At 68.8% G+C, this 23,748-nt stretch carries 18 protein-coding genes and 7 pseudogenes; 15 read left to right on the top strand and 10 right to left on the bottom strand.

The window, feature by feature from the left end; translation table 11 throughout:
• Both AC1DY5_RS08315 and AC1DY5_RS08320 read right to left on the bottom strand, forming a co-directional pair.
• Positions 1-299, bottom strand: a pseudogene (locus AC1DY5_RS08315) (phenylacetaldoxime dehydratase family protein); the annotation flags it as partial.
• Positions 300-324: 25 nt separating this feature from the next.
• Positions 325-1,371 (bottom strand): carbon-nitrogen hydrolase family protein, encoded by a 1,047-nt coding sequence (locus AC1DY5_RS08320; protein ID WP_478110661.1) that lies wholly within the window; start codon positions 1,369-1,371, stop codon positions 325-327.
• A gap of 173 nt (positions 1,372-1,544) precedes the next feature.
• Between AC1DY5_RS08320 and AC1DY5_RS08325 the strand changes: the two genes are divergently transcribed.
• The 3 genes and pseudogenes from AC1DY5_RS08325 to AC1DY5_RS08335 form a co-directional block, all read left to right on the top strand.
• A complete protein-coding gene (locus AC1DY5_RS08325) occupies positions 1,545-2,510 on the top strand; it encodes an AraC-like ligand-binding domain-containing protein (RefSeq protein ID WP_478110663.1) in 966 nt (321 codons plus the stop codon).
• 318 nt (positions 2,511-2,828) lie between these two features.
• A pseudogene (locus AC1DY5_RS08330) lies at positions 2,829-3,754 on the top strand (DUF2252 domain-containing protein); the annotation flags it as partial.
• Positions 3,755-3,833: 79 nt separating this feature from the next.
• Positions 3,834-3,986, top strand: a pseudogene (locus AC1DY5_RS08335) (DUF2252 family protein); the annotation flags it as partial.
• Between the two features lie 62 nt (positions 3,987-4,048).
• On the opposite strand, the gene AC1DY5_RS08340 reads toward AC1DY5_RS08335, so the two are convergent.
• The gene (locus AC1DY5_RS08340) at positions 4,049-4,279 is read right to left on the bottom strand and encodes a hypothetical protein (protein ID WP_478110703.1); all 231 of its coding nucleotides are present in this window, start codon (positions 4,277-4,279) and stop codon (positions 4,049-4,051) included.
• Between the two features lie 49 nt (positions 4,280-4,328).
• Between AC1DY5_RS08340 and AC1DY5_RS08345 the strand changes: the two are divergent.
• A pseudogene (locus AC1DY5_RS08345) lies at positions 4,329-4,770 on the top strand (CoA transferase); the annotation flags it as partial.
• Positions 4,771-4,943: 173 nt separating this feature from the next.
• Positions 4,944-5,312 (top strand): annotated as a pseudogene (locus tag AC1DY5_RS08350) (3-deoxy-7-phosphoheptulonate synthase); the annotation flags it as partial.
• Here AC1DY5_RS08350 and AC1DY5_RS08355 read toward each other — a convergent pair.
• The 3 genes from AC1DY5_RS08355 to acpA all read right to left on the bottom strand — a co-directional run bounded on the left by AC1DY5_RS08355 (position 5,299) and on the right by acpA (position 8,664).
• A complete protein-coding gene (locus AC1DY5_RS08355; protein WP_478110665.1) occupies positions 5,299-5,973 on the bottom strand; it encodes a protein-L-isoaspartate(D-aspartate) O-methyltransferase in 675 nt (224 codons plus the stop codon). The pseudogene AC1DY5_RS08350 and the gene AC1DY5_RS08355 sit on opposite strands and share 14 nt — an antisense overlap.
• 27 nt (positions 5,974-6,000) lie before the next feature.
• A complete protein-coding gene (locus AC1DY5_RS08360; RefSeq protein WP_478110668.1) occupies positions 6,001-6,213 on the bottom strand; it encodes a CDGSH iron-sulfur domain-containing protein in 213 nt (70 codons plus the stop codon).
• A gap of 222 nt (positions 6,214-6,435) precedes the next feature.
• Positions 6,436-8,664: an acid phosphatase gene (gene acpA, locus AC1DY5_RS08365; RefSeq protein ID WP_478110670.1), complete on the bottom strand. Its 2,229-nt coding sequence runs from the start codon at positions 8,662-8,664 to the stop codon at positions 6,436-6,438.
• A 191-nt stretch (positions 8,665-8,855) separates the two neighbouring features.
• Here acpA and AC1DY5_RS08370 point away from each other — a divergent pair, with 191 nt between their 5' ends.
• The 4 genes and pseudogenes from AC1DY5_RS08370 (at position 8,856) to AC1DY5_RS08385 (ending at position 11,530) form a co-directional block, all read left to right on the top strand.
• Positions 8,856-10,151 (top strand): cytochrome-c peroxidase, encoded by a 1,296-nt coding sequence (locus AC1DY5_RS08370; protein WP_478110672.1) that lies wholly within the window; start codon positions 8,856-8,858, stop codon positions 10,149-10,151.
• A 189-nt stretch (positions 10,152-10,340) separates the two neighbouring features.
• Positions 10,341-10,781 carry a VOC family protein gene (locus tag AC1DY5_RS08375; RefSeq protein ID WP_478110674.1) on the top strand — a complete coding sequence of 147 codons (441 nt, stop codon included), beginning with the start codon at positions 10,341-10,343 and terminating at the stop codon, positions 10,779-10,781.
• Positions 10,782-10,903: 122 nt separating this feature from the next.
• Positions 10,904-11,153 (top strand): annotated as a pseudogene (locus AC1DY5_RS08380) (type II toxin-antitoxin system Phd/YefM family antitoxin).
• Positions 11,150-11,530: pseudogene (locus AC1DY5_RS08385) on the top strand (type II toxin-antitoxin system VapC family toxin). Before AC1DY5_RS08380 ends, AC1DY5_RS08385 begins: the two co-directional pseudogenes overlap by 4 nt.
• Positions 11,531-11,599: 69 nt before the next feature.
• Here AC1DY5_RS08385 and AC1DY5_RS08390 read toward each other — a convergent pair.
• The 3 genes from AC1DY5_RS08390 to AC1DY5_RS08400 are packed head-to-tail and all read right to left on the bottom strand — an operon-like array spanning position 11,600 to position 16,486.
• Complete coding sequence (locus AC1DY5_RS08390; protein WP_478110676.1) at positions 11,600-13,093, bottom strand: class I adenylate-forming enzyme family protein; 1,494 nt, start codon at positions 13,091-13,093, stop codon at positions 11,600-11,602.
• A gap of 1 nt (position 13,094) precedes the next feature.
• Positions 13,095-14,105 (bottom strand): Bug family tripartite tricarboxylate transporter substrate binding protein, encoded by a 1,011-nt coding sequence (locus tag AC1DY5_RS08395; protein ID WP_478110680.1) that lies wholly within the window; start codon positions 14,103-14,105, stop codon positions 13,095-13,097.
• A 41-nt stretch (positions 14,106-14,146) separates the two neighbouring features.
• Positions 14,147-16,486, bottom strand: a complete 2,340-nt coding sequence (locus AC1DY5_RS08400; RefSeq protein WP_478110682.1) for an acyl-CoA dehydrogenase — start codon at positions 16,484-16,486, stop codon at positions 14,147-14,149.
• Positions 16,487-16,647: 161 nt separating this feature from the next.
• Between AC1DY5_RS08400 and AC1DY5_RS08405 the strand changes: the two genes are divergently transcribed.
• From AC1DY5_RS08405 to AC1DY5_RS08430, 6 genes are read left to right on the top strand one after another with little or no spacing between them, the layout of a single operon-like run.
• The gene (locus AC1DY5_RS08405; RefSeq protein ID WP_478110684.1) at positions 16,648-17,430 is read left to right on the top strand and encodes a citryl-CoA lyase; all 783 of its coding nucleotides are present in this window, start codon (positions 16,648-16,650) and stop codon (positions 17,428-17,430) included.
• Positions 17,431-17,445: 15 nt separating this feature from the next.
• On the top strand, positions 17,446-18,309 hold the full coding sequence (locus AC1DY5_RS08410; RefSeq protein ID WP_478110687.1) for an HTD2 family dehydratase: 864 nt from the start codon (positions 17,446-17,448) through the stop codon (positions 18,307-18,309).
• 9 nt (positions 18,310-18,318) lie between these two features.
• On the top strand, positions 18,319-19,479 hold the full coding sequence (locus tag AC1DY5_RS08415) for an acyl-CoA dehydrogenase family protein (RefSeq protein ID WP_478110690.1): 1,161 nt from the start codon (positions 18,319-18,321) through the stop codon (positions 19,477-19,479).
• On the top strand, positions 19,479-20,669 hold the full coding sequence (locus tag AC1DY5_RS08420; protein WP_478110692.1) for a CaiB/BaiF CoA transferase family protein: 1,191 nt from the start codon (positions 19,479-19,481) through the stop codon (positions 20,667-20,669). The genes AC1DY5_RS08415 and AC1DY5_RS08420 overlap by 1 nt, the downstream gene beginning before the upstream one ends.
• Positions 20,670-20,703: 34 nt before the next feature.
• Positions 20,704-22,059 (top strand): MmgE/PrpD family protein, encoded by a 1,356-nt coding sequence (locus AC1DY5_RS08425; protein ID WP_478110694.1) that lies wholly within the window; start codon positions 20,704-20,706, stop codon positions 22,057-22,059.
• A gap of 1 nt (position 22,060) precedes the next feature.
• Complete coding sequence (locus AC1DY5_RS08430; protein WP_478110697.1) at positions 22,061-22,882, top strand: HpcH/HpaI aldolase/citrate lyase family protein; 822 nt, start codon at positions 22,061-22,063, stop codon at positions 22,880-22,882.
• Between the two features lie 12 nt (positions 22,883-22,894).
• On the opposite strand, the gene AC1DY5_RS08435 is transcribed toward AC1DY5_RS08430, so the two are convergent.
• Positions 22,895-23,602, bottom strand: a complete 708-nt coding sequence (locus AC1DY5_RS08435; protein ID WP_478110700.1) for an arylmalonate decarboxylase — start codon at positions 23,600-23,602, stop codon at positions 22,895-22,897.
• Between the last annotated feature and the right edge of the window lie 146 nt (positions 23,603-23,748).

Genomic DNA, 23,748 nt, shown 5'->3' on the forward strand with positions numbered 1-23,748 from the left:
TTCCAGTAGGCGATCGCGATCATGTTGTCGCAGCCGTCGGCGTCGACGAAGTGCGCCAGGTCATGGTGGCCCGGCCCGTCGGCGAGACCGAAGCCGCGTGCGATCTTCATCAGGGCGGCGCAGGCGCGGCCCTGCAGTTCGGGCCCGCGCGACTGCACGCCGAAGTAGCCCATCACCACCCGGCCGACGTCGGCCGCCGCGCGGGCCGACCAGACGGGGTAGGGCGGCGTGTAGTCGTCCTCGATCCGGCGGTGCCGGGTGCGCGGGCATTTCAGGTGCTCGGCGATGGCGGATTCCATGGCGATGTCCCGGTGGCTCTGCGGCTCAGGCCGCGACCGGCTGCCGCGCGGCGGCGGCGGGTTCCGCGGGGGTGGACACCGGTTCGGCCGCGGCCGCCTCGGGCTCCGACTGCCCCTGCAGCACCACCGGCTCGCGCCGCTTCCTGTTGAACAGCAGCTGCGTGACGTCGGGCCGCGAATAGTGGCCGGCCGGGTCGCCGGCGGCCTTGGCCAGCGAGATCGTTCCGAGGTCGATGTCGGCCACCACCAGCCCCTCCTCGTCCTCGGCCAGGTTCTTGCCCAGCGGCGAGCCGTCGGGCCCGTAGATGCGCGCGAAGCCGCCGCCGACCAGCAGCATCTGCTGCTTGCCGGCATCGGTGCACAGCATCTCGTGCATCGCCTTCGAGACCGTGGCGCAGGGCGCGACCACGAAGCACTGGCCTTCGGCCGCGTAGACCTGGCTGGCGGCGTTGTTGACTTCGGCGCCGAGCGCATAGGCGCCGCCGCGGTAGAGCGAGAAGCTGGGCCAGGCGCCGCAGTGGATCTGTTCGTTCTGCGAGTACATCGCGTACTTGCTGAGCGGCTGCAGGTGCTCCCAGCACGACAGCGAGCCGATTTTGCCGATCGGCGTCTCGATCACGCTGAGATCCGAGCCGTCGCCTTCGCCGAAGACGGTGCGCTCGACGTGCGTCGGCTTGAGCTTGCGCCGCGTCTGCAGCGTATTGCCCTGGTCGTCGATCAGCGCCTGCGCGATGTACAGGCTGCCCGCGGCCTTCTCGCTGTACCCGAGCGAGACCCAGATCCGGTGCTTGCGCGCGGCTTCGCGGATGCGGTCGAACTCGGGCGAGCCGACGACCAGGGAATTGTCGTGGTAGCGCTGTACGAACTGCATGCCCCAGGCCGGCGAATCGAGCCAGATCCACCAGGGATAGCCGGGCACCCAGGTTTCGGGGAAGGCGATCAGCTGCACGCCCTGGCCGGCGGCCTGCGCCATCAGGTCGATGGTCTTGTCGATGGTGCCGTCGAGGTCGAGGAAGACGGGAGCGGCTTGCACCGCGGCGACGCGCAGGCGGGGATGGGTGGTACTGGACATGGCGTTCTCCAAGAGGGGTGAAAGGGACCCGTCGCATCCGGGTTAGCGCGGTGRCACACGGGTTGCTTGAAGCGTAAGTTCGCCGCCTGGAAAGCGCCTTGTCCGGAATTCGCGGCGTTCTTGATCCAGCGTTGCAAGCGGCCCATTCCTCGCACGTCCCCGGAAGGATCCCCATGACCCAAACGCTCAGCACTGCCGTCGTTCCGCGCGAGCAGCGGCTCGCCTACTGGACCGACATGATCTGCAACGTCTATGTTCAGCTCGCGTGCGATCCGGTGCCGGGGAATCGCCCCAAGGGCGAATTCGACGGCAGCATCCAGCAGCACACGCTGCCCAGCCTCGATGTCTCGGTCGTCACATCGGGGCCGCAGAAGGTGATGCGCACGGCCGGTCACATCGCGCGTTCGTCGGACGACTACTTCCTGGTCAGCATCCAGGCCCGCGGCCGTGGCGTGGTGCGGCAGGACGGGCGCGATGCCGTGCTGTCGGAGGGCGACTTCGCGCTCTACGACAGCACGCGGCCCTACCAGCTGCTGTTCGACGATGCCTTCGAGCAGATCGTGCTCAAGCTGCCGGGCGAGCGCCTGCGCAGCGAGCTGCGCCAGACCGAGGCCCTGACCGCCACCACCGTGTCGGGCCGCGAGGGCGCCGGCCACCTGCTGCTCGGCATGATCCGCACGCTGCACGAGGACATCGATGCGCTGCAGCCGGCCTCGGCGCTGGCGGTCGCCAACGGCGTGCTCAACATCCTGGTGGCTGGGCTGCAGACGCTGCCGGCCGCGCGCTCGCCGGCCCTGAGCAACCTGACCGCCTTCCACCTGGCGCGGATCAAGCGGCGCATCGACGAGAAGCTCGACGACCCCGCGCTGTCGGTTGGCACGCTGGCGGCCGCGCTCGGCATGTCGGTGAGCCAGATCCATCGGGTGTTCAAGAGCGAGCCGGTGACGCCGGCGCAGTACATCTGGGAGCGCCGGCTCGAGGCCTGCAGCCGCGACTTGCTCGACCCGCGCGCCGCCGGCCGCACGGTCGGCGAGATCGCCTATGGCCGCGGCTTCAGCGATGCGGCGCATTTCAGCCGCGCATTCCGCGAGCGCTTCGGCTGCTCGCCGCGGGAGTGGCGGCAGCGCGTCGCGCATTGATTCGAGCGCCGCGCCTGCAGGCTGCGGGTTCCGGCATGATGTGCGGCGGAGCCACACCGGAGCAAAGAATTGCGCGTGCCGAGAGTGACGAACCCGATCCCGGGGAAAGCAGCCGGGCGCAGGCGCTGGCCAGCGCCCTTCACGGCGCCGCGGCCGAGCGTCGAGGAGCGCATGGCCGCCGGCAGGGTCTTGCGCGAGCGGGTTCCCCGGGCCAGCCACGGCGCTCTCGAGCGCCTGCCGCAGGTCGACCCGCTGGCCATCCTGAAAGCGCAGGCGGCCACCCGCCTGCAGCAGCTTGTGCCGTTGCGTCACGCCCGCATGCTGCGGTCGCCCTTCGCCTTCCTGCGCGGCTCGGCCGCGGTGATGGCGGCCGACCTGGCGCCCAGTCCGACCACCGGAATCCGGGTCCAGGCCTGCGGCGACATGCACGTGGCCAACTTCGGCGTCTTCGCATCGGCCGAGCGGCAGCTGGTGTTCGCCATCAACGATTTCGACGAAACCCAGCCCGGGCCCTGGGAGTGGGACCTCAAGCGGCTGGCGGCCAGCGCCTTCGTGGCCGCCCATCACCTGGGCGGTGACAAATCCGAGCGCGAGGCGGCCGCGAGGGCCGCGGTGGAGAGCTACCGCGAGCGCATGCGCCGCTATGCCGGCATGGGGCAGCTGGAGACCTGGTACGACACCATCCACAGCGATCGGCTGGTGGAATCGCTGCCGCCGGCCTGGCGAGCGAGTGCCGGCGCGGTGCTCGACAAGGCGCGCAAGCGCACCCACATGCAGGTGCTCGACAAGATGACCGACCTGGTCGACGAGCAGCACCGGATTATCGAGCAGCGCCCCTTCATCGTGCGCTCGCCGTTGACCTCGATGGGGCGTCCGGTGGACGAGGCGATCGGCCATTGCCTGGCCCTCTACCTCGATTCACGGGCGCCCGAGCGCCGGCTGCTGCTGACGCGCTACCGGATCGTCGACGCGGCGCAGAAGGTAGTCGGAGTGGGAAGCGTCGGCACCCGCTGCTGGATCGTGCTGATGCAGGGGCGCGAGGAGGACGACCCCTGTTCCTGCAGCTCAAGGAGGCGCAGCCTTCGGTGCTGGCGCCCTTCGCGGGCGATGTCGACCCGGCGCATGCCCCGGCCAACGAGGGCGAGCGCGTGGTCCGGGGACAGCGGCTGATCCAGGGTTCGCCCGACATCTTCCTCGGCTGGGGCCGGATCGACGGCGTGCACTTCTACACCCGGCAGCTGCGCGACATGAAGGGCGGCATCGAACTGGAGCCGGGCGGGACCACCCCGGGCGGCTTCATCGAGTATTGCAGGCTGTGCGGCTGTGCGGCTGTGCGGCTGGGCGCTGGCCCTGGCGCATGCCAAGTCGGGCGATGCCGCGATGATCAGCGGCTATCTGGGCAAGTCGGATGTGTTCGACGACGCGCTGGTCGAGTTCGCCACCGCCTATGCCGGGCAGACCCGGGCCGACCACGAGCGCTTCGCCGCGGCGGCGAAGGAGGGGGGTGGTGGAGGTGGCGCCGGGCGCGTAGCCCTGCCTCAGACCACCCAGCTCTCGCGCACTCGCAACCGCTCCGGCCCGATCTCCAGTTCTTCAGCCAGCACCTGCGCGCTGTGCTCGCCCAGCATCGGCGAGGCCCGGTGCGTCACCGGCGTCGCCGAGAAGCGCAGCGGGCTGCGCAGGCTGGGCACGTCGACGCCGCGGCTGTGCGGCAGGCTCAATGCGAGTTCGCGATGCGGTGTCTGCGGGTCCTCGAACACGCCCTGCATGATCGCCGACGTCGTGACCGGCCTCTACGCAGAGATCGGCGTGCTGGGCGCCCTCCACCATCGGCGCGAGACCGGCGAAGGCCAGCACGTCGATGCGGCGATGCTCGGTGGCGCTGAACGGCCGCCTCGCGCTCGGCTACCTGATAACCGGCCGGGTGCCGGCGCGGGTGGGCAACACCAACCCGATCGCCTCGCCCTCGGAGATGTTCGCGTGCGCCGACGGCCGCCTGATTGTGGCGGCCGTCAACAACGGGCAGTTCCAGGCCTGGGATCGGTGCGCATCGGCTCGCCGCCCGTCGCGCCGTCGGGATGGCCGCAGGTGCTCATCGCGCGGGACTGGCGGTTCCACGCCAGCCTCAGCACCGGCATCCCGTACGGGGGGAAGTTCACCGGCAAGAGTGAAGTGGAGGCCTGTTTCACCACGCTGGCCCAGAACGACGACATCCAGCAGTTCGAACCGCGTGAATTCCTGGAAGGGCCGAATCACGTGACGGTGCTTGGCTGGGAGCGCGTGAAGCCGCATCCGAATAGGACCGCTTCGACAGCGAGTGGGTCCATGTGTTCACGCTGAAGGCTGGCAAGATCAGCCTCGGCACCGCGGATACTGCCGCCCGTCAGGCGGCTGCGAAGTAGACGTCCCTGCTGAGCACTTCCGCAACTGGCGCTCGCGACCGAACGGGTCCTTGCCGCGAGGGCTCCGCACGCTTTCATGGGCATGACCAAGATGGGAATGGCGGCGATCTTCGAGACCCGCGGCAACGACGACTGTCATGTGATCCTGCGTGGTGGATGATCGCCGAACTATTCGGCCGCGGACGTGGTTGCCAGTTGTGAAGCCCTGCGTGCAAATGGTCTGAGTGAGCAGGTCATGACCGATAGCAATCTCGAGGAAGGCCGACAGGATCTGGTTCCCGGCGTGCCGCTCGAGCGCGGCGTCTCGATCACGGATGCCTGCATCCGCTTCGCGCGGACAGTTCCGGTCCTGAATGAATTGGCAAGTGCGTTTCGCAGCCGACGATTCACCCCAAGGTAACGTCGTCGAGCGTCGAGAAAAGCACCTGGAAGATTTCCCTTGTCGTAACTGAACCCTGCGCGTCCTTCTTGAGCTGGATTAGTTGCTGTGCATCAGGCAACCCGGCGGGTATCACCATCGTGCCGCCTGGCTTCAACTGATAGATCAGCGCCGGCGGGATCAACTCGGGGGCCRCCGTCACAATGATCTTGTCGAATGGTGCGCGTTCGGGCCAGCCATGGCAGCCGTTTCCGATCCTGATCTCGACGTTGGCATGTCCTTGGTCGGTCAGCCGATGCTCGGCCTGCTCGGCCAGTTCCTCGATGATCTCGACAGTGAAAACGCGGTGCGCAAGCTCCGCCAGGATCGCCGACTGGTAGCCCAGCCCGGTACCGATCTCGAGCACCGTGTCGGTCGGTTGCACGCCGAGCAGGTCGGTCATCACGGCGACGATGAAGGGTTGCGAGATCGTCTTGCGGTAGCCGATCGGCAAGGGTGAATCGACGTAGGCGTAGTGCCGCAGTTCGAACGGCACGAACGCGTGGCGCGGCACCTTGGCCATGACGTTCATGACTCTCGAATCCAGCGCCGCCTTGCCCAGATACGTGGTCGAGAAAACCGTCTTGGCGGCGATCTCGGCCAGCATGCGCTGCCGCAGCATCGTGAAGTCCGGTTCGCTCATGGTGCCTTCCAGTGTGCGGGGACGAGCCTATTCGCTCGGGGTGCGGATGTTGGGGAACGCGTGCGCGATCGCCTTGCGTTGCACATCGGCGTCGTACCAGCAGAGCGCTCCTTCCTGCTCATCGCGTGTCAGCTTGTGCGTGCCGTCGCAGAAGGGCTGGTTCGCCGACAGGCCGCAACCACAAATGAATTTCGTTTCGCCGCCGATGTCTATCGGATAGGGCTTGGTGCGCGTGCGCATGACCAGTCTCGCCATGATTGCCTCCACAGGGTTAGAAGCGGCGCAAAGGCGTTTCTCTCCGCATTTAAGCAAAGCGCTCCGGCAACTTCAACCGGGAAACCCTGATGGACGAGGAGGCACTCGGCCTGGGCATTGCGCTTCGAAGGGGGCGGGTACGCAGATTCGCCCGGGAGCGGCCGCGCTCCCTGCGTGCTCGCGGTCGCGCGGCCGCGGCTTGCTTGCTTACTTGCTGCCGAAGTCCAGTGCGGCCGTCAGGTCGCCCATCGGCTTGCTGCCGTTCTTGCGCAGCGCGGTGTCGCGTTCGACCAGCCCCGCGAGCGGCGGCAGCGACCAGCGGTGCGAGATGAAGCGCAGCGTCGATGCGGTGTCGTACTGCGTCTTGTCCACGAAGCCCTTCTTCGCGTAGGGCGAGATGATCAGCGCCGGGATGCGCGTGCCCGGGCCCCAGCGGTCGGCCTTCGGCACGGTGGCATGGTCGTAGAAGCCGCCGTTCTCGTCGTAGGTGACGACGATCAGCATGTTCTTCCACTGCGGGCTGGCCTGCAGCTTGGCGATTACCTCGGCAATGTGCTCGTCGCCGTCCGCCACGTTGGCATAGCCGTTGTGCTGGTTCAGGTTGCCCTGCGGCTTGTAGAAGCTCACGGCGGGCAGCTTACCGGCGGCCGCATCGGCGAGGAAGTCGGCGTCGAAGTCCTTCAGGTGCGAGGCACGCGCGTCGGCATGCGCGACGGGATCGAACTCCGCGTAGTAGTTGAAGGGCTGGTGGTGGAACTGGAAGTTCGGCGTCTGCGCCGCGGGCGGCACGGCGGCCGGGAACGCGCGGTCGCCCTTGGCGATGGCGAGCGTGCTGTTCCACGCGCCGCCGTACCAGGCCCAGCTGAGGCCCTTCGCGTTGAGCAGGTCGCCGATCGTGGTCTGCGTCTGCGGCGGGAGCGTCGTCGCCTTGGTCGTGTCGGCGTAGAGCTTGGTGGCATCGCTCGCGGCCGGTGCGTTGCCACTCGGCTGGTAGGCCGGCTGCATCGTGTTCACCGCGTAGAACATGCCCTTCGCATCCTTGGGCGTGAGGGTGCTGTCGTTCTTGTAGACCGCCGCACCGTTGAGCACCGAGGCAGGCGAGGTCGCCGCCGGCGTGAGACGCACGAAGTTGCCGTCGGCATCGAGGTCGATGGCCGAGATCGAGGCCTTCGCGGGTGAGCTGTCGGCATCGGCGTTCGGATAGGTCGGCGCGCACGCGCACACCAGGTACTGGTGGTTGAGGAACGAGCCGCCGAACGCACCCATGAAGAAGTTGTCGGCCAAGGTGTACTGCTGCGCGATCTTCCACAGCTTCATCTGGCTGCCGTCGAAGTAGCCCATGCTCAGCGCGCCGGCATCGGAGTAGGCGGCGAACTTGTCGTTCTTGCCGCCGTTGATCTGCATCTGGTTGTTGTAGAAGCGGTGGACGAGGTCGCGCGTGATGACCGACTGGTCGATCACCGTGCCGGTGTTGAAGAAGCCCGCCGGGTCGTCGATGCGGAACATCTTGTTGGGCATGCCCGTGGCCTGCGCCTGCGTGATCACGTACTTCGGCAATTGTCCGGTGGCCGTGACACCCGACCACACGGGCGGCAGCACCGGCAAGGTGGCGCCGTCGAAGTCCTTCTGCGGCTCGGGGGTCGGGGTGCTCGAAGCCGGGGTCACGCCCGGGATGCCGTTGGCGCCGGGGAACAGGCCGTAGAGGTTGTCGAAGCCGCGGTTCTCGGCGTAGATGACGACCACGTTCTGGATCTTCTCGAGCGCGAAGCGGTTGCGCATCGCCTTGACCACGTCGCCGCCGTCATGCGCTTCGGCAATCGCGTCGGCGATGCGCTCGATGGCCTGTTCGATTTCGGTCTGCAGCGCGGCCTTGACGGCCGCGTCGTCGAGCTTGTTGTGGTCGGCAAGCAGTTGCGCTTCCGTCACGCCCAGGCGCTTCGCCAGCGCGGTGCGTGCCGTGGCAAGGTCACCGCCGTTGTCTTCCATGAGCGCGGCCAGCTCGGTGCTGATGGCGCTGACCACGCCGTTCGCAGCGGCCGGCGCGCGGAACACCAGTGGCTGCGTCACCGGCGTTTCGCTGCCGGTGGCCGGGTCGTAGCGCCTGGCCGAAGTGCCGATCTCGGCCACCACCGCGCCCTGGCCGCTGAGCTTGAAGCCGCCGTTGTCGTCGGTCGTGCCGCTGGCTTCGCCGTTGTCGCAGCGGCCGTTGCTGTTCGCATCGATGCAGACCTTGGCATTGCGGTAGTAGCTGCCGGTCACCACGCCGGAAGTGGAGGGGGCGCTGCCGCTGCCGGTGAGCGGCAACGAGAAGCCCGAGCCTCCGCCACCGCCACAGGCGGCGAGGATGGCCGTGGTGGCGATCGCGGCGGGCCATGGCCAGCGCCGTGCGAGCGGATGCAGCGCGTGCGGCACGCGCGAAGCGAAAGAGGATTTCATCTTGTGTGGAGCTATGAGGTGTTGATGAGTCCGGCCGCAAGGCCGGCGTCGCCGATGTTCGCGGCGGAGCGTGACAGGCGCGTTTCAGGGCGTCATCGGTCTGTCATGCGCCGCATCTAAGCTGCGTCCCGAAGTCGCTTTCGATGCCCCGCTCTCATCCATCCAGATCCTGCAGGCTCGCCCTTGTCTTGATGGCAGCCTTCGCGCTCGCCGCCTGCGAGCGGCCGGCGCCTTCCCCCGTGTTGCCGGTCGAGCCGATGGCCGCCGTTGCATCCGCGGCGCATGAACCGGCGCCTGCGCCTGCTTATGCCGGCGCCATCTATGCGCCGGTCCCCGGCAGGCCGCAACCCGGCGCGGCGCAACTGACGGCACTGGGGCGGCGCATCTTCTTCGACGCCTCGCTCTCCGCCTCGGGCGCGCAGTCCTGCGCGAGCTGCCACGATCCACGGCATGCCTACGGCCCGCCGAACGCACTCTCGGTTCAGCTCGGCGGCGTGGACGGCCACACGCCGGGGTCGCGTGCCACGCCTTCGCTGCGCTACCTCGAAACGCTCACCGCGTTCTCGGAGCACCACCACGACAACGACGGCGACGACAGCATCGACGCCGGCCCCACCGGCGGCCACATGTGGGACGGCCGCGCGGGCTCCGCCCACGAGCAGGCCGGTCTGCCGCTTCTCTCGGCGGCCGAGATGGGCAATGCCTCGGTCGAGGACGTGGCGCGCAAGCTCGAACGCGCCGCCTATGCCGAGGAGATGCGCAGCGCATTCGGCGACGACGTGTTTCGCGCCCCCGCGGCCGCCTTCCGCGCGGCGGGGCTCGCGCTCGAAGTGTTCCAGCAGTCGCCGGCCGACTTCTATCCGTTCTCGAGCAAGTACGACGCCGTCTTGCGCGGCGAGCAGAAGCTCAGCGCTGCCGAAGCGCGCGGCTTGCGCCTGTTCCGCGCCGAGGACAAGGGCAAATGCGCCTCATGCCACATCGCGGACCGCACGCCGGACGGCGCGTTTCCGCTCTTCACCGACTTCGGCATGATCGCCGTCGGCGTGCCGCGCCATCGCGGCCTCGCAGCCAACGCCGACCCGGCGTACCACGACCTCGGCCTGTGTGGACCGGTCCGCACCGACCTGCAGGACCACCCCGAGTACTGCGGCCTGTTTCGCACGCCCAGCCTGCGCAACGTCGCCGTTCGGAAGGCCTTCTTCCACAACGGCGTGTTTCATTCGCTGGAGGAAGTGCTGCGCTTCTACGCGCAGCGCGACACCGCGCCGCAGCGCTGGTACGGGYGCGACGCGAAGGGCAGGGTCCAGACCTTCGACGACCTGCCGCCGCAGTACCACGAGAACGTCAACACCGATCCGCCCTTCGGCCAGCGGCGTGACGGCAAGCCCGCCCTGACCGAGTCCGAGATCCGCGATGTGGTTGCGTTCCTGAAGACGCTGACGGATGCGGACCAGGTGCCGGCTCCGGGGCCCGGCGCAGGGCGGTGACGCAGCCGCCCGATCGAGGAGGTGCGCTGTTGGAGTGGACTTGCCTGGTGCGCAATCGGCGCTCCTCGCGTCCATTTCCAAGGTAGACAAAAATGAGATTCATCAGCGCTTTCATGCTGGCCGCGTCAATCATGAGCCCTGCGATCGCTGCGGACACTTCGCAGACGCATCCAGGACGACGGGCTCACCGTGGCTGTCGTCCAGGCTGATCACGCCGCACCTGACGGTCAAGGACGTCGCGCCAGCAAGCAGTTCTACGAGAAGACCTTCGGCTTCAAGCTGCGCCACGAAAACCTCAGGAACGGCGAGCCGGTGCATGTGGAGATGAGCTACCACGACGAACTCGCCATCATGTTCGTGCCCGAGAACGTGGGCGGCCGGCCGACGGYGGCTGCGATCTCCTTCGTCGATCCCAAGCAGAAGACGGCCTACTTCTATCTCTACGTCGACAGCGTGGATGCAGTGGTCACACGCGCCCGGGCTGCCGGCGCCACGGTGCTCGAAGCGGCCTACGACGMGCCATGGGGCGATCGCTTCGCGCTCATCGCGGACATCAACGGCTACCACTGGGGACTGGCCCAGACGAGAGAGCCGGGCTTTCCGTCCTTCGAGGCGGGTGCGGGCAAGTAGGGCAAGGCGCGGTGAGCCATGCGTGTGCATGGGCGGCTGAAACAGGGCCGCCCTTGCAAGCCGGTCGCCCAATGCGGATTTTGAAGTTGAACTAAGCTAACCAAGCTTAGTCCGAAAATCCCATGCAAAACGGAAATCATGCAGACGATGCCAAGACGCACCTGTCGCGCATCGTCGAGCGCGTGGCACGCGGTGAGTCTTTCGTGATCGCCAAGGCGGGCAAGCCGGATGGTCAAGGTGGTGCCGCTCGATGCGCCCGAACCTTCGCCGCCCAAGCGGCTGGGGTTTCTGGTCGGTCAGGTGCAGGTGCCGGACGACTTCGACACGATGGGTTCGGCCGAGATCGAACAGGTGTTCGGCGCCACCCCATGAGACTGCTCCTCGATACGCACCTACTGCTATGGGCAGCGGGCACGCCGAAGCGCCTACGCAACGCACAAGGCGATCGAGTCGCCTGACAACAAGCTCTTCTTCAGTGTCGCGAGCATCTGGGAGATTGTCATCAAGCGCAGTTTGGATCGGCCGGACTTCCAGGTTGATGCGCACCTGCTGCGGCGCGGCCTGCTCGACAACGGCTACGCCGAACTGGCGATCACGGGGAATGTGCTCTGGCCGTGGAAGGCTTGCCACCCATTCACAAGGATCCTTTCGACCGGCTGTTGGTCGCCCAAGCCACGACTGAAGGCATGACACTCCTGACGGCCGATGCGAACGTCGCGCTTTTTCCCGGGCCTATCCGCAGGGTATGAGATCAACCCGAGACGACGTCCACTTCGTGGAACTCTGCAAGCCCGATGGCATGACCAATCCGGGCCTCGCTAGCGCTGGGGCCCCACCAACGCCCGCTTGAGGATCTTCCCCGTCGACGTCGTCGGCAGCGAAGCCAGCACCTCGATGCGCGCGGGCCGCTTGTAGGGCGACAGGTGCTCCCGCAGGTGCGCCTGGAGCGCATCGCGGTCGAGCACCGCGCCGGGTTCGAGTTCGATGAAGGCCGCGATGGTCTCGTTGCCATCGGCCTCCGGCATGCCGACCACCGCACTCAGGTGTACGCCCGCGAAGCGGTTGAGCACGGCCTCGACCTCGGCCGGATAGACGTTGAAGCCGGAGCGGATGATCATTTCCTTCAGCCGTCCGATGACCGAGAGCGCGCCGTCGGGCGCGAGCCGGCCGAGGTCGCCCGAGGCGTACCAGCCGCCCGGACGCATTACCTGCGCGGTAGCCTCCGCGTCGCGGAAATAGCCCAGCATCAGGCCGGCGCCGCGCAGCCAGATCTCGCCGACCTCGCCGGCTGCGGCGTCGTGGCCTTCGGCGGTGACGATGCGGCCCTCGCCGCCTTCGACGAGGTAGCCTGCCGAGGTGTCGTTGCGCGCCACGCCACGGCGCGTCAGGAAGACCGAACCCGCGTACTCCGACAGGCCGTAGCCGTAATGCAGCGGCTGGCCGAACAGCGCCTCGACGCGGCGCTTGAGCGTGAGGTCGAGCGGCGCGGAACCGGTGTAGACATAGCGCAGATGTGGAAAGCGCGGCGTCGCGCCCTGTGCCTCGATGTGGGCCAGCAGACGGGCGTACATGGTCGGCGGGCCGAGCAGGTTCGAGACGCGCTCGTGCGCAAGCGCATCGAGGAGGTCGTCGGGCGAGAAGCCGCCGCGCAGCACCAGGGAAGCACCGCCGCTCAGGCTTGCCATCAGCACCGTGCCGAGGCCGAAGATGTGCGTCATCGGCAGGAAGGCGTAGGCGCGGTCGTCGGCCGTCAGAGCGCGCGAGGCCGCGGAGACGCGGCCGAAGTGCAGCAGGCCGCGGTGCGACACCATCACGCCCTTGGGCGCGCCCGAGGTGCCCGAGGTGAAGATGATCGCGGCGGTGTCGGCCAGGGCGGGGTCGGGCTCCGGCGTGGCGGCGGCTCGCAGCGGCGAGCGCAGCACGCCGGGCAGGGCGCTGGGCACCGCCCGCATGTGCTGCGCATGCTCAAGCGCCGCGGCGGAGGCCTCGCCGGTGAAATAGCAGAGGCGCGCGTCGGCCCGCTTGACGATCGCGTCTATCTCGCCCGGCGACATCCGCGCATTGACGCCGCACGACCAGGCGCGGATCTGGCTGCAGGCCATGATCAGTGCGATGTGGGCGGCGCAGTTCTCGGCCACCAGCAGCACGCGGTCGGTCGGCCGCACGCCGGCTTCGAGCAGGTCGGCGGCGGCGGTCTCGACCATCGCCTGCAGCGCGGCATACGAGGTGTCGCCCGCGGGCTGGTGCAGGAAGATGGCGTCGGGCGTCGCGGCGGCGCGGAGCGCCAGCCATTCATGGATTCGCTTCGGCACGCTAATCCGCCTCGATGCCCTTGGAGACCGTGGCCCACAACTTGCGGTCGGACTGTCCCTTGTCGGCCAGCACCGAGGGCGCGCCCGACCAGACTTCGTAGCCTTGCTCGAGCAGCCGCGCCGCGACTGCCTCGCGCGTCAGCACCTTGACGGCTGCCGCGTTGATGCGCGCCACCAGCGCCGGGTCCATGCGGGCCGGGCCGTAGAGGCCGAACCAGCCGCCGACGTCGAAGTCGGCGACGCTGGACTCGATCATGGTCGGCACTTCAGGCAGCATGCGGTTGCGCTGGCGCGAGGTGACCGCGAGCGCGCGCACCTTGCCCGATTCGATGAAAGGCCGCGAGGTGGCGATGATGTCGAACATCATCGACAGCGTGCCGCCCATCACGTCGGCCAGGGCCGGGGCGCTGCCCTTGTAGGCCACGTGCGCCATCGGCGCGCCGCCCATCTTCTCGAGCAGTGCGCCGCTCAGGTGGTTCGACGAACCGACGCCGGCCGAGCCGTAGAACACCTTCTGCGGATTGGCCCTGGCATAGGCCAGCAACTCGGCCACGCTGCGCACCGGCAGATCCTTGTTGACCACGAGAACGTTGGTGTAGGCCACCAGCGGCGCGATCGGCGTCAGGTCCTTCATCGGGTCGAAGGGCATCTTGCGCTGCACATTCGGATTGATCGTGATCGTTGGGCTGGCGCCGAAGAACAGCGTGGCGCCGTCGGGCACCGCCTTGGCGACCATGTCACCGCCCATCGAGCCGCCCGCGCCGGGCTTGTTCTCGACGATGACCTGCGTCCCCAGTTCCTGCGCGATTGCGGGAGCGAGCAGGCGCGCCGCACCATCGACCGGGCCGCCCGGAGTGTAGCCCACCACCAGCTTGACGAGCGTCGGCAGCGGGGCTTGCTGGGCCATCGCAGGAAGTGGCACAAGCAGCGGCCAGAGCGCGCCCGCGGCCATCAAGGCGAGCGCATTGCGGCGCTGCGCGCCCGCGTGAAAATCGATCTGCGGCTGCTTCATGTCGTCTCCTGGAGTGAATTCTTCTGGTGCGTGGTGCGAACTCAGCCGGGCAGTTCCAGCACCTGCCGCGCAAGGATGTTCCGCTGGATCTCGTTGGTGCCGCCGTAGATCATCGCGGAGGTCGATCCGATCAGCGGCGACAGCGCGTTGAAGGGCTGGCCGTCGACATCGACGTCCCCCGCGATCGCACCCTGTTCCTCGCTGGCCTCGACCAACAGCGCGCCGATGCGGTGGTAGGTCTCGCTGGCCCAGATCTTGAGCAGCGACACCGACGACGGCAGCGGCTTGCCGGCCTTCACGATGTTGGCGAAGCCCGTGTAGGCAGCCGACAGATCGGCGACGTCGAGCCGGACCGCCGTGTAGCGCTGCGTGAACACCGGGTCGGCGAACAGCCGCCGCGACTGCGCCAGCCGCGCCAGCTGGCCCAGCGCGTACTGCGACTGCTTCGGGCTGCCGAGGAAGATGCGCTCGAAGCCCAGCAGTGCCTTGGCGATGGTCCAGCCGCCGTGCAGCTTGCCGACCAGGTTCTCGGCCGGCACCCGCACGTTGTCGAAGAACACCTCGCAGAACTCCGGCTCGCCGGCCAGCGTATGAATCGGCCGGATCGTGATGCCGGGCGTTCGCAGGTCGCACAGCAGGAAGCTGATGCCTTCCTGCTTCTTGGCCTCCTTGTCAGTGCGCACCAGCATGAAGATGTGGTTGGCGTCCTGCGCCAGCGTGGTCCAGATCTTCTGGCCGTTGACGACGAAGTGATCGCCCTCGGCATCGCGCGCCTGCACCGCCTCGGTTCGCAGGCCGGCCAGGTCGGAGCCGGCATTGGGTTCCGAGTAGCCCTGGCACCAGACGTGGTCGCCCGCCAGAATGCGCGGCAGAAAGCGCTGCTGCTGTTCGGGTGTGCCGTGCTGAATCACCAGCGGGCCGATCATCACGATGCCCTGGTCGGGCGCGCGCGCCACGCCGTACTGCTCCAGCTCCTCGATCCAGGCGATCATCTTGTCGGCGGGAAGACCCATGCCGCCGTGCGCCTGCGGCCAGGCCGGCGCGATCCAGCCCTGTGCCGACTGTGTGAGGTACCACTCTCGCATCTCGCTCCAGCGCGCGCGGTGCGAGAGATAGCGCAGGTGGGCCGGGTAGCGCTGCTGCAAGAAGGCGCGCACCATGCGGCGGAATTCGGACTCCGGCATCGCACCCCAGTCGGCGCTGCGGGGGAACTCGTCCGGCCAGGCCACGGCTTCGTCGCTGTGCGCCGTGCCTTCGGCCAGTGCGGCATAGCGTCGCTGGTGCGCCGTGACATTGCCGAGCCAGGCCGAGAGCCGTAGCGTGCGCTTGTAGAAGAGGCTCAGGTCGCACTCCTGCGTGTAGCCGATCGCGCCGTGCAGTTGCACCGCCGAGCGCGAGGCATGAAGCGTCGCCGCCGTGCAGCGGGCATTGACCCGGCTGGCTTCGGCCTCGAGCCGTTCGATGGCCAGGCCGGCCGGATCACCGGCCAGCGCCAGCACCTCGTCGAGCGTCGCGCGCGCGATCTCGAGCTGGATGAACATGTCGACCGCGCGGTGCTGCAGCGCCTGGAAGGAGCCGATCGGCTTGCCGAACTGCGTGCGCGTGCGCAGGTAGGCCAAGGTCTGCGCGAGCATCGCCTGGCCGGTGCCGAGCAGTTCGGCCGCCTGCAGGATCTGGCCCGCGGCGAGTGCATGCCGCAGGGCATTGCGGGCCGACGGGCCCTGCGCCAGCACGGCGCTCGCGGGCAAGGCCACGCGATCGAAGCGGAGCGTGGCGGCCTGCTCGCCATCCACCAGCGGCACCAGCGTCTCGGTCACGCCGTCGGTGYCGCGCGGCACCCACAGCAGCACGGTGTCGTCGTCGCCGCGGGCCGACACCAGCCAGCCGCTGGCGGCGCTGCCGGGCAGCACCATGAGCTTTTCGCCCTGCAGCAGCACGCCGCCCGCGGGTCCGGGCTCGCAGCCGCAATCGAGCGGCACGTCGCTGAGGTCGCCGGCGCTTTCCTGCCAGGCCAGCGCCGGCAGGCTGCGGCCCGCCACCAGGTCTTCGAGCAGCGCCACGGCCGGGGCGCTGTCGAGGCGTGTCAGCAGCAGGGCGCCGAGGCCCGCGACCGCCAGCAGCGGCTCGGGCGCCACATGCTCACCGGCGGCCCGCAGGATTTCGGCCGCGCCGGCCAGGGCGAGGGCCAGCCCGCCGGCCGACTCTGGCGCCAGCATGCCGGGCCAGCCCAGCGCGGCCAGTTCGGCCCAGCCGGCCGCGGCGGCGTGTGCACGGCTGTCCTCGGGTTGTTCGGCCAGTGCGCGGCAGCGCCGGATGCTGTCGCTGCGGGTGAAATAGTCCAGCGCCGCTTCGCGGATCGCTGACAGGGAATCGGAGTCCATGGCGTGTCTTGGGGTAGGCAGTGAGACCGAGGGCAAGCGTGCCAGAAGCACCCCGCGAGCGGCATTTGCCATTGCTGAAGGCAGGGTTCGGCAATGACTGACCCAGGACCCTCGGCAAGGAATAGATTTGAAGCCTTGCCCTTTCTTCCGAATCCCGCCTCATGACCAAGATCAAGAAATCCCTGCACACCGAACTCGGCCACAGCACGCCCGACAGGATCACGGTGCGCGGTCGCGACTTGCCGTCGGAGATCCTCGGCCACCTGAACCTCGGCGACATGGCCTTCCTCGAGCTCACCGGCCGCATGCCGACGCCGCAGGAGTCGGTCACCTTCAACGCCATCGTCGTGACCCTGGTCGAGCACGGCATCACGCCGAGCGCGCTGGTCGCCCGCCTGACCTATACCGGCGCGCCCGAGGCGCTGCAGGCCGCCGTGGGCGCCGGCCTGTGCGGGCTCGGCAGCGTGTTCGTCGGCAGCACCGAAGGGGCCGCGCGCATGCTGTACGAGGCGATCCCGCCCGGCACTTCGCCCACCCGCCCGCTGGAAGACATGGCGCGCGACATCGTCGCCGCCTACCGCGAGCGCAAGGAGATCGTGCCCGGCCTGGGCCATCCGCTGCACAAGCCGATCGATCCCCGCACGCCGCGGCTGTTCCAGATCGCGGCCGAGAACGGCCTATCGAGCCACTACGTGGCGCTGATCCAGGCGGTGCAGGTAGAAGCCGAACGCGTCTCCGGCAAGTCGCTGCCGATCAATGCCACCGGTGCCATCGGTGCGATCGCCGCCGAATTCGGTTTCCCGTGGCGCATCATCCGCGGCTTCGGCGTGATGGCGCGTGCGATCGGCCTGGTGGGCCACATCCTCGAGGAGATCGACGATCCGATGGGCATCGAGATCTGGCAGCGGGTCGAGCGCGAGGCCGGCGGCCCGCGCCAGGACTGAACCAGGAAACAGACGATGACCGACGCCCTCGACATCGACCATCTGCAAAGCTGGGTCGGCCGCACCGAGACCCACGACGACCTGATATCGCCCTGGACCGCGAGCGCGCTGGCCGCCACGCTGCGCAACGACGAGCAGCCCTGGCAGGCGGGGCAGGCACTGCCGCCGCTGTGGCACTGGTGCTACTTCCTGCCGACCGCGCCGCAGATCCAGCTCGGCCCCGACGGCCATCCGGCGCGCGGCGGCTTCCTGCCGCCGGTGCCGCTGCCGCGACGCATGTGGGCCGGCAGCCAGCTCGAGTTCTTCGAGCCGCTGCCGCTCGGCGCGGCGGCGCGCAAGACCTCCCGCGTGGCCGACGTCACGCTGAAGCAGGGCAAGGCCGGCGCGCTGGTGTTCGTCAAGGTGGCGCATGAAGTTCATGCCGGCGCCGCGCTGCTGCTGCGCGACACGCACGACATCGTCTACCGCGAGGCCGCGAAGCCGGGCGAAGCGGCGCCGCCGCAGGCACCGCCGGCCGATGCCGCCTGGTCGGTCGAGCACCGGCCCGACGCGACGCTGCTGTTCCGCTATTCGGCGCTGACCTTCAACAGCCACCGCATCCACTACGACCACCCTTACGTCACGCAGGTCGAGGGCTACGACGACCTCGTGGTGCATGGGCCGCTGATCGCCACGCTGCTGCTCGAGGCGGCGCAGCTGCAGCACCCGGGCCGACGCGTGCGCGCCTACCGATTCAAGGCCGTGCGGCCGCTGACCTGCGGCCGCCTGCTGCGGGTCTGCGGCCAGGCGGCCGATGCCGATGGCATGGTCGCGCTCTGGGCCGAGGACGGCCAGGGCGCGCTGCTGATGCAAGCCAGCGCCGAATTCACTTCCTCTTGACTGCCTGTCATGACCGATTCCACTCCTCGCCACCAAGACATTCGCGACGCCGTGCGCGACCTCTGCGCCCAGTTCCCCAACGAGTATTTCCGCAAGATCGACGAGGCCCGCGCCTACCCGGCCGAGTTCGTCGACGCGTTGACCCAGGCCGGCTGGATGGCCGCGCTGATCCCGCATGAGTACGGCGGCTCAGGCCTGGGCCTCACCGAAGCCTCGGTGATCATGGAGGAGATCAATCGCGCCGGCGGCAACTCGGGCGCCTGCCACGGCCAGATGTACAACATGGGCACCTTGCTGCGCCACGGCTCCGCGGCGCAGAAGCGGCAGTACCTGCCGAAGATCGCCAGCGGCGAACTCCGCTTGCAGTCGATGGGCGTGACCGAGCCCTCGGCCGGCACCGACACCACGAAGATCAAGACCACCGCGGTGAAGAAGGGCGACCGCTACGTCATCAACGGCCAGAAGGTCTGGATCTCGCGCATCCAGCACTCCGACCTGATGATCCTGCTGGCGCGCACCACGCCGCTGGCCGATGTCAAGAAGAAGTCCGAGGGGATGTCGATCTTCATCGTCGACCTGCGCGAGGCGATCGGCAACGGGCTCACGGTGCGGCCGATCCTCAACATGGTCAACCACGAGACCAACGAGCTCTTCTTCGAGAACCTCGAGATCCCGGCCGAGAACCTGATCGGCGAGGAAGGGCAGGGCTTCAAGTACATCCTCGACGGCCTCAACGCCGAGCGCACGCTGATCGCTGCCGAATGCATCGGCGACGGCTACTGGTTCATCGACAAGGTCACGGCCTACACCAAGGAGCGCGTGGTCTTCGGCCGGCCGATCGGCCAGAACCAGGGCGTGCAGTTCCCGATCGCCGAGGCCTTTATCGAGGTCGAGGCGGCCGACTTGATGCGCTACGAGGCCTGCCGCCGCTTCGATGCGCACGAGCCCTGCGGCGCCCAGGCCAACATGGCGAAGTACCTGGCGGCCAAGGCCTCGTGGGAAGCGGCCAACGCCTGCCTGCAGTTCCACGGCGGCTTCGGCTTCGCCTGCGAATACGACATCGAGCGCAAGTTCCGCGAGACCCGGCTCTACCAGGTGGCGCCGATCTCGACCAACCTGATCCTGAGCTACGTGGCCGAGCACATGCTCGGCATGCCGAGGAGCTTCTGATGCGACCGCTCGAGGGCATCACCGTCCTGACTCTCGAGCACGCGATCGCGGCGCCGTTCTGCACGCGGCAACTGGCCGACCTGGGCGCCCGCGTCATCAAGGTCGAGCGGCCCGGCAGCGGCGACTTCGCGCGCGCCTACGACCAGCGCGTGCACGGGCTCGCCTCGCATTTCGTCTGGACCAACCGTTCGAAGGAAAGCCTGACGCTCGACGTCAAGCACCCGAAGGGCCAGGAGATCCTGCAGCGCCTGGTGGCCGAGTCGGATGTGGTGGTGCAGAACCTCGCGCCCGGTGCCGCGGCGCGGCTGGGCCTCTCGCATGAGGCGCTGGCGCCCGATCATCCCGGCCTGGTCGTCTGCGACATCTCTGGCTACGGCGACGATGCCGCGGCGCCCGGACCGTACCGCGACAAGAAGGCCTACGACCTGTTGATCCAGAGCGAGTCGGGCTTCCTGTCGGTAACCGGCACGCCCGACGAGATGGCCAAGGCCGGCTGTTCGATCGCCGACATCGCGGCCGGCATGTACGCCTACAGCAACATCCTGGCGGCGCTGCTTCAACGCGGCAAGACCGGCAAGGGCTGCCGCATCGACGTCTCGATGCTCGAGAGCATGGCCGAGTGGATGAGCTTTCCGATGTACTACGCCTTCGAGGGCGCGCCGCCGCCGCCGCGCGCCGGAGCGGCGCACGCGACCATCTATCCCTATGGCCCGTTCCCGGCCGGCGACGGCAAGCTCGTGATGCTTGGGTTGCAGAACGAGCGCGAATGGCAGGTGTTCTGCGCCAAGGTGCTCGAGCAGCCCGGCCTGGCGCCCGATCCGCGCTTCGCCTCCAACACGCTGCGCACCGCTTCCCGTGAGGCGCTGCGCGAGATCATCGTGCAGGCCTTCGCGCCGTTCACCGCGGCCGGAATCATCGAGCGCCTCGACGCCGCGCAGATCGCCAACGCGCAGGCCAACACCATGCAGGACCTGTGGGACCACCCCCAATTGCAGGCGCGCGGACGCTGGACCGAGGTCGGCACCAGTGCCGGGCCGATCCCCGCGCTGTGGCCGCCCGGCATGCCGAGCGAATGGAACCCGCGAATGGATGCGGTGCCCGCGCTGGGCCAGCACACCGATGCGATCCTGGCCGAGGTCGGCTACGACGCAGCAGCCATCGCGGCGCTGCATGCCGAGGGCGCGGTCTGAGCATCCCCCATCCCTCCCCAACGGAATCCCCTCCATGAACGACCATCCCAGCCGGACCCTGACCACCTTCGCCGCCGAACTCTCGTTCGCGCAGATTCCCGAGCCGGTGCTTCGCCGGGCCGAGGACTTGATGCTCGACTGGCTCGGCTCCGTGCTCGCGGCCCGCTCCGCGCGGCCGGTGCAGAGCATCCAGCGCTTCGCCGAGGCGATGGGCCCGGCCGACGGGCCGAGCGAAGTGCTGACCTCTCGCCGCAGCACCTCACCGGTCTTCGCGGCGCTGGTGAACGCCGCGGCTTCGCACTACGTCGAGCAGGACGACGTCCACAACGGCTCGGTGTTCCATCCGGCGGCCGTGGTGTTCGCGCCGGCGGTGGCCACCGCGCAAGCCGTCGGCGCCAGCGGTTCGCAGCTGCTCACGGCCGTGGTGGCCGGCTATGAAGTCGGCATCCGGGTCGGCGAGTTCCTGGGCCGCTCCCACTACCGCACCTTCCACACCACGGCCACGGCGGGCACGTTGGCCGCCGCGGCGGCGGTGGGCCGCTTGCTCGATCTGTCGCCCGCGCAGATGCTGCACGCCTTCGGCTCGGCCGGTACGCAGTCGGCCGGCGTCTGGGAATTCCTGCGCGACGCCGCCGATTCGAAGCAGCTGCACTGCGCCCATGCGGCCGCGAGCGGACTGATGTCGGCCTACCTCGCGAAGGATGGCTTCACCGGTGCGCAGCATGTGCTCGAAGGCGCACAGGGCCTGGGGGTGGGCATGTCCACCGATGCCGATCCCGCGCGCCTGGTCGACGGGCTGGGCACGCGCTGGGCGCTGGCCGAGACCTCGTTCAAGTTCCACGCCTCCTGCCGCCACACGCACCCGGCCGCCGATGCGCTGCTGGGGGTGATGACGAAGCATGGGTTGAAGCACGGCGACATCGTGCGCGTCGTGACCCATGTGCACCAGGGCGCGATCGACGTGCTGGGCCGCGTCGTTGTGCCGACCACGGTGCACCAGGGCAAGTTCTCGATGGGCACGGTGCTGGGCCTGATCGCGGTGCATGGCCGCGCCGGCCTGACCGAGTTCGATCGCGACTACCTCGCGCCCGAGGTCGCGGCCTTCCGCGACAAGGTGATGATGGAACTCGATCGCGAGGTCGACACCGCCTACCCGGCGCGCTGGATCGGCAAGGTCAGCGTCACGACCACCGATGGGCGCATCTTCCCGGGTCGGGTCGACGAGCCTAAAGGCGACCCCGGCAATACGCTGAGCCGGGCCGAGATTGAGGACAAGATGAAGCGGCTCGCTGCGTACGGAGAGGCGGCCACGCCGCAGGAGGCGCAGGCGCTGTGCGAGCGCATCTGGACCCTGGCCGAGGCCTCGCGCGTCGAGCGTCTGCTGAGCTGACATGGCAGCCGTCGCCCGCAGCCTGCTGTTCGTCCCTGGCCATCAGCCGGCACGTTTCGACAAGGCCTGCCAGAGCGGTGCCGATGCGGTCGTGCTCGATCTCGAGGACGCCGTGCCGCCCGACCGCAAGGACGAAGCGCGTGCGCAGGTCGCCGAATGGCTCGCGGCCCGTGATCAGGGTGGCCGCCCGATCGTCGGCGTTCGCATCAACGCCGCCGACACGCGGTGGCATGCCGCCGACCTCGCGATGTGCGCAGCGGCGGGCGTCGCCGCGCTGATGTTGCCCAAAGCCGAAGACGCCGCCGTGTTGCGGGCGATCGCCGACGAGCTCCCTTCGGCCGCGCTGTGGCCGCTGGTCGAGACCGCGCGCGGCATCGACCAGCTCGACGCGATCGCTGCCGCGCCTCGAGTTCAGCGGCTGGTGTTCGGCTCGATCGATTTCCAGGCCGACCTGGGCATCGAGGGCGAGGGCATCGAGCTGCTGCTGTTCCGCTCCCGGATCGTGCTGGCGTCCCGGCTGGCCGGCCTGCAGCCGCCGGTCGATGGGGTCAGCACAGCGATCGATGACCCGGCCCGCATCGAGGCTGACGCGCAGCAGGCGCGGCGCCTGGGCTTCGGTGCCAAGCTCTGCATCCATCCGAAGCAGGTCGAGGCCGTCAACCGAGGCTTCTCGCCGACGCCGGCGCAGCTCGAATGGGCGCGGCGCGTGATCGAAGCCGATGCGGCCAGCGGCGGCGCGCCGGTCGCGGTCGACGGCAAGATGGTGGACCGGCCGGTGGTGCTCAAGGCGCAGGCGCTGCTCGCCGCGGCCGACCGCGGCTGACACGCCGTTCGCTCAGGCGAACAAACGCCCGTTGCCCGGCGAGCGCGCATCCAGCCCGGCGCAGCCCACCAGGTCCCAGAAGCCCGCGGGTGAACTCGAGACCACCGGCACGCCGAAGCGGGCCTCGACCTCGCGCACCGCATCGAGCGTGACCAGGCCGCCGCACGAGATCAGGATGCCGTCAGCGCCCGGGCTGGCCTCGAAGACACTGCTACAGAGATCGACTAGCACCTGCGTCGGCACTTCGCCGACCGCCTGCACGTCGGAAATCGCCAACCCTTGCAAGGCCAGCGGCTCGAAGTCGCTGTCCTCGAGGTAGCGTCGAAGCTGCAGGTTGACTTCGTCGATGTAGGCGGTGGCCACCGCGACCCGCCGCACGCCGAGGCTGCGCAGGCCGCCGACGATCGCATGGCTCATGGTGCTGCAGGGCAGGCCCGTGGCGCGCGCCATCTGCTGCTGCAGTTCGCGGGTGAACGCCGCGCCGCGAAAAAAGCTCAGCGAGGTGCCCATCAGCGAGAGGGCGGCCACGCCCTCGGCCCTGAGTTCGAGAGCCTTCTCGATCACCGAGTCGATCACTTCGGTGTAGCCGCGGGTGGAGATCTCGCCGAGGCCGAGCCCGCGGGCGCTGAAGCGGATGCGCTCGCCATACAGCAGCGGGCCATCCACCGGCACCGCGCCGGCGGCGGGTGGCACGATCAGGCCCAGGTACGCTTGCTTCATCGTCAGCTCCCTTCCGCGACGATGCGCTGGTCGGTGATGATGCGCTTCCAGCGCGCGGTCTCGTCGGCCAGGTCCTTGCGCAGCTGCGCGGGCGGGGCGTAGGCGCGCAAGGTGCCCTGCGCGGCGGCCGCAGTGCCGGACTCGGG

Source organism: Variovorax sp. P4_D9 (genome assembly GCF_056401695.1).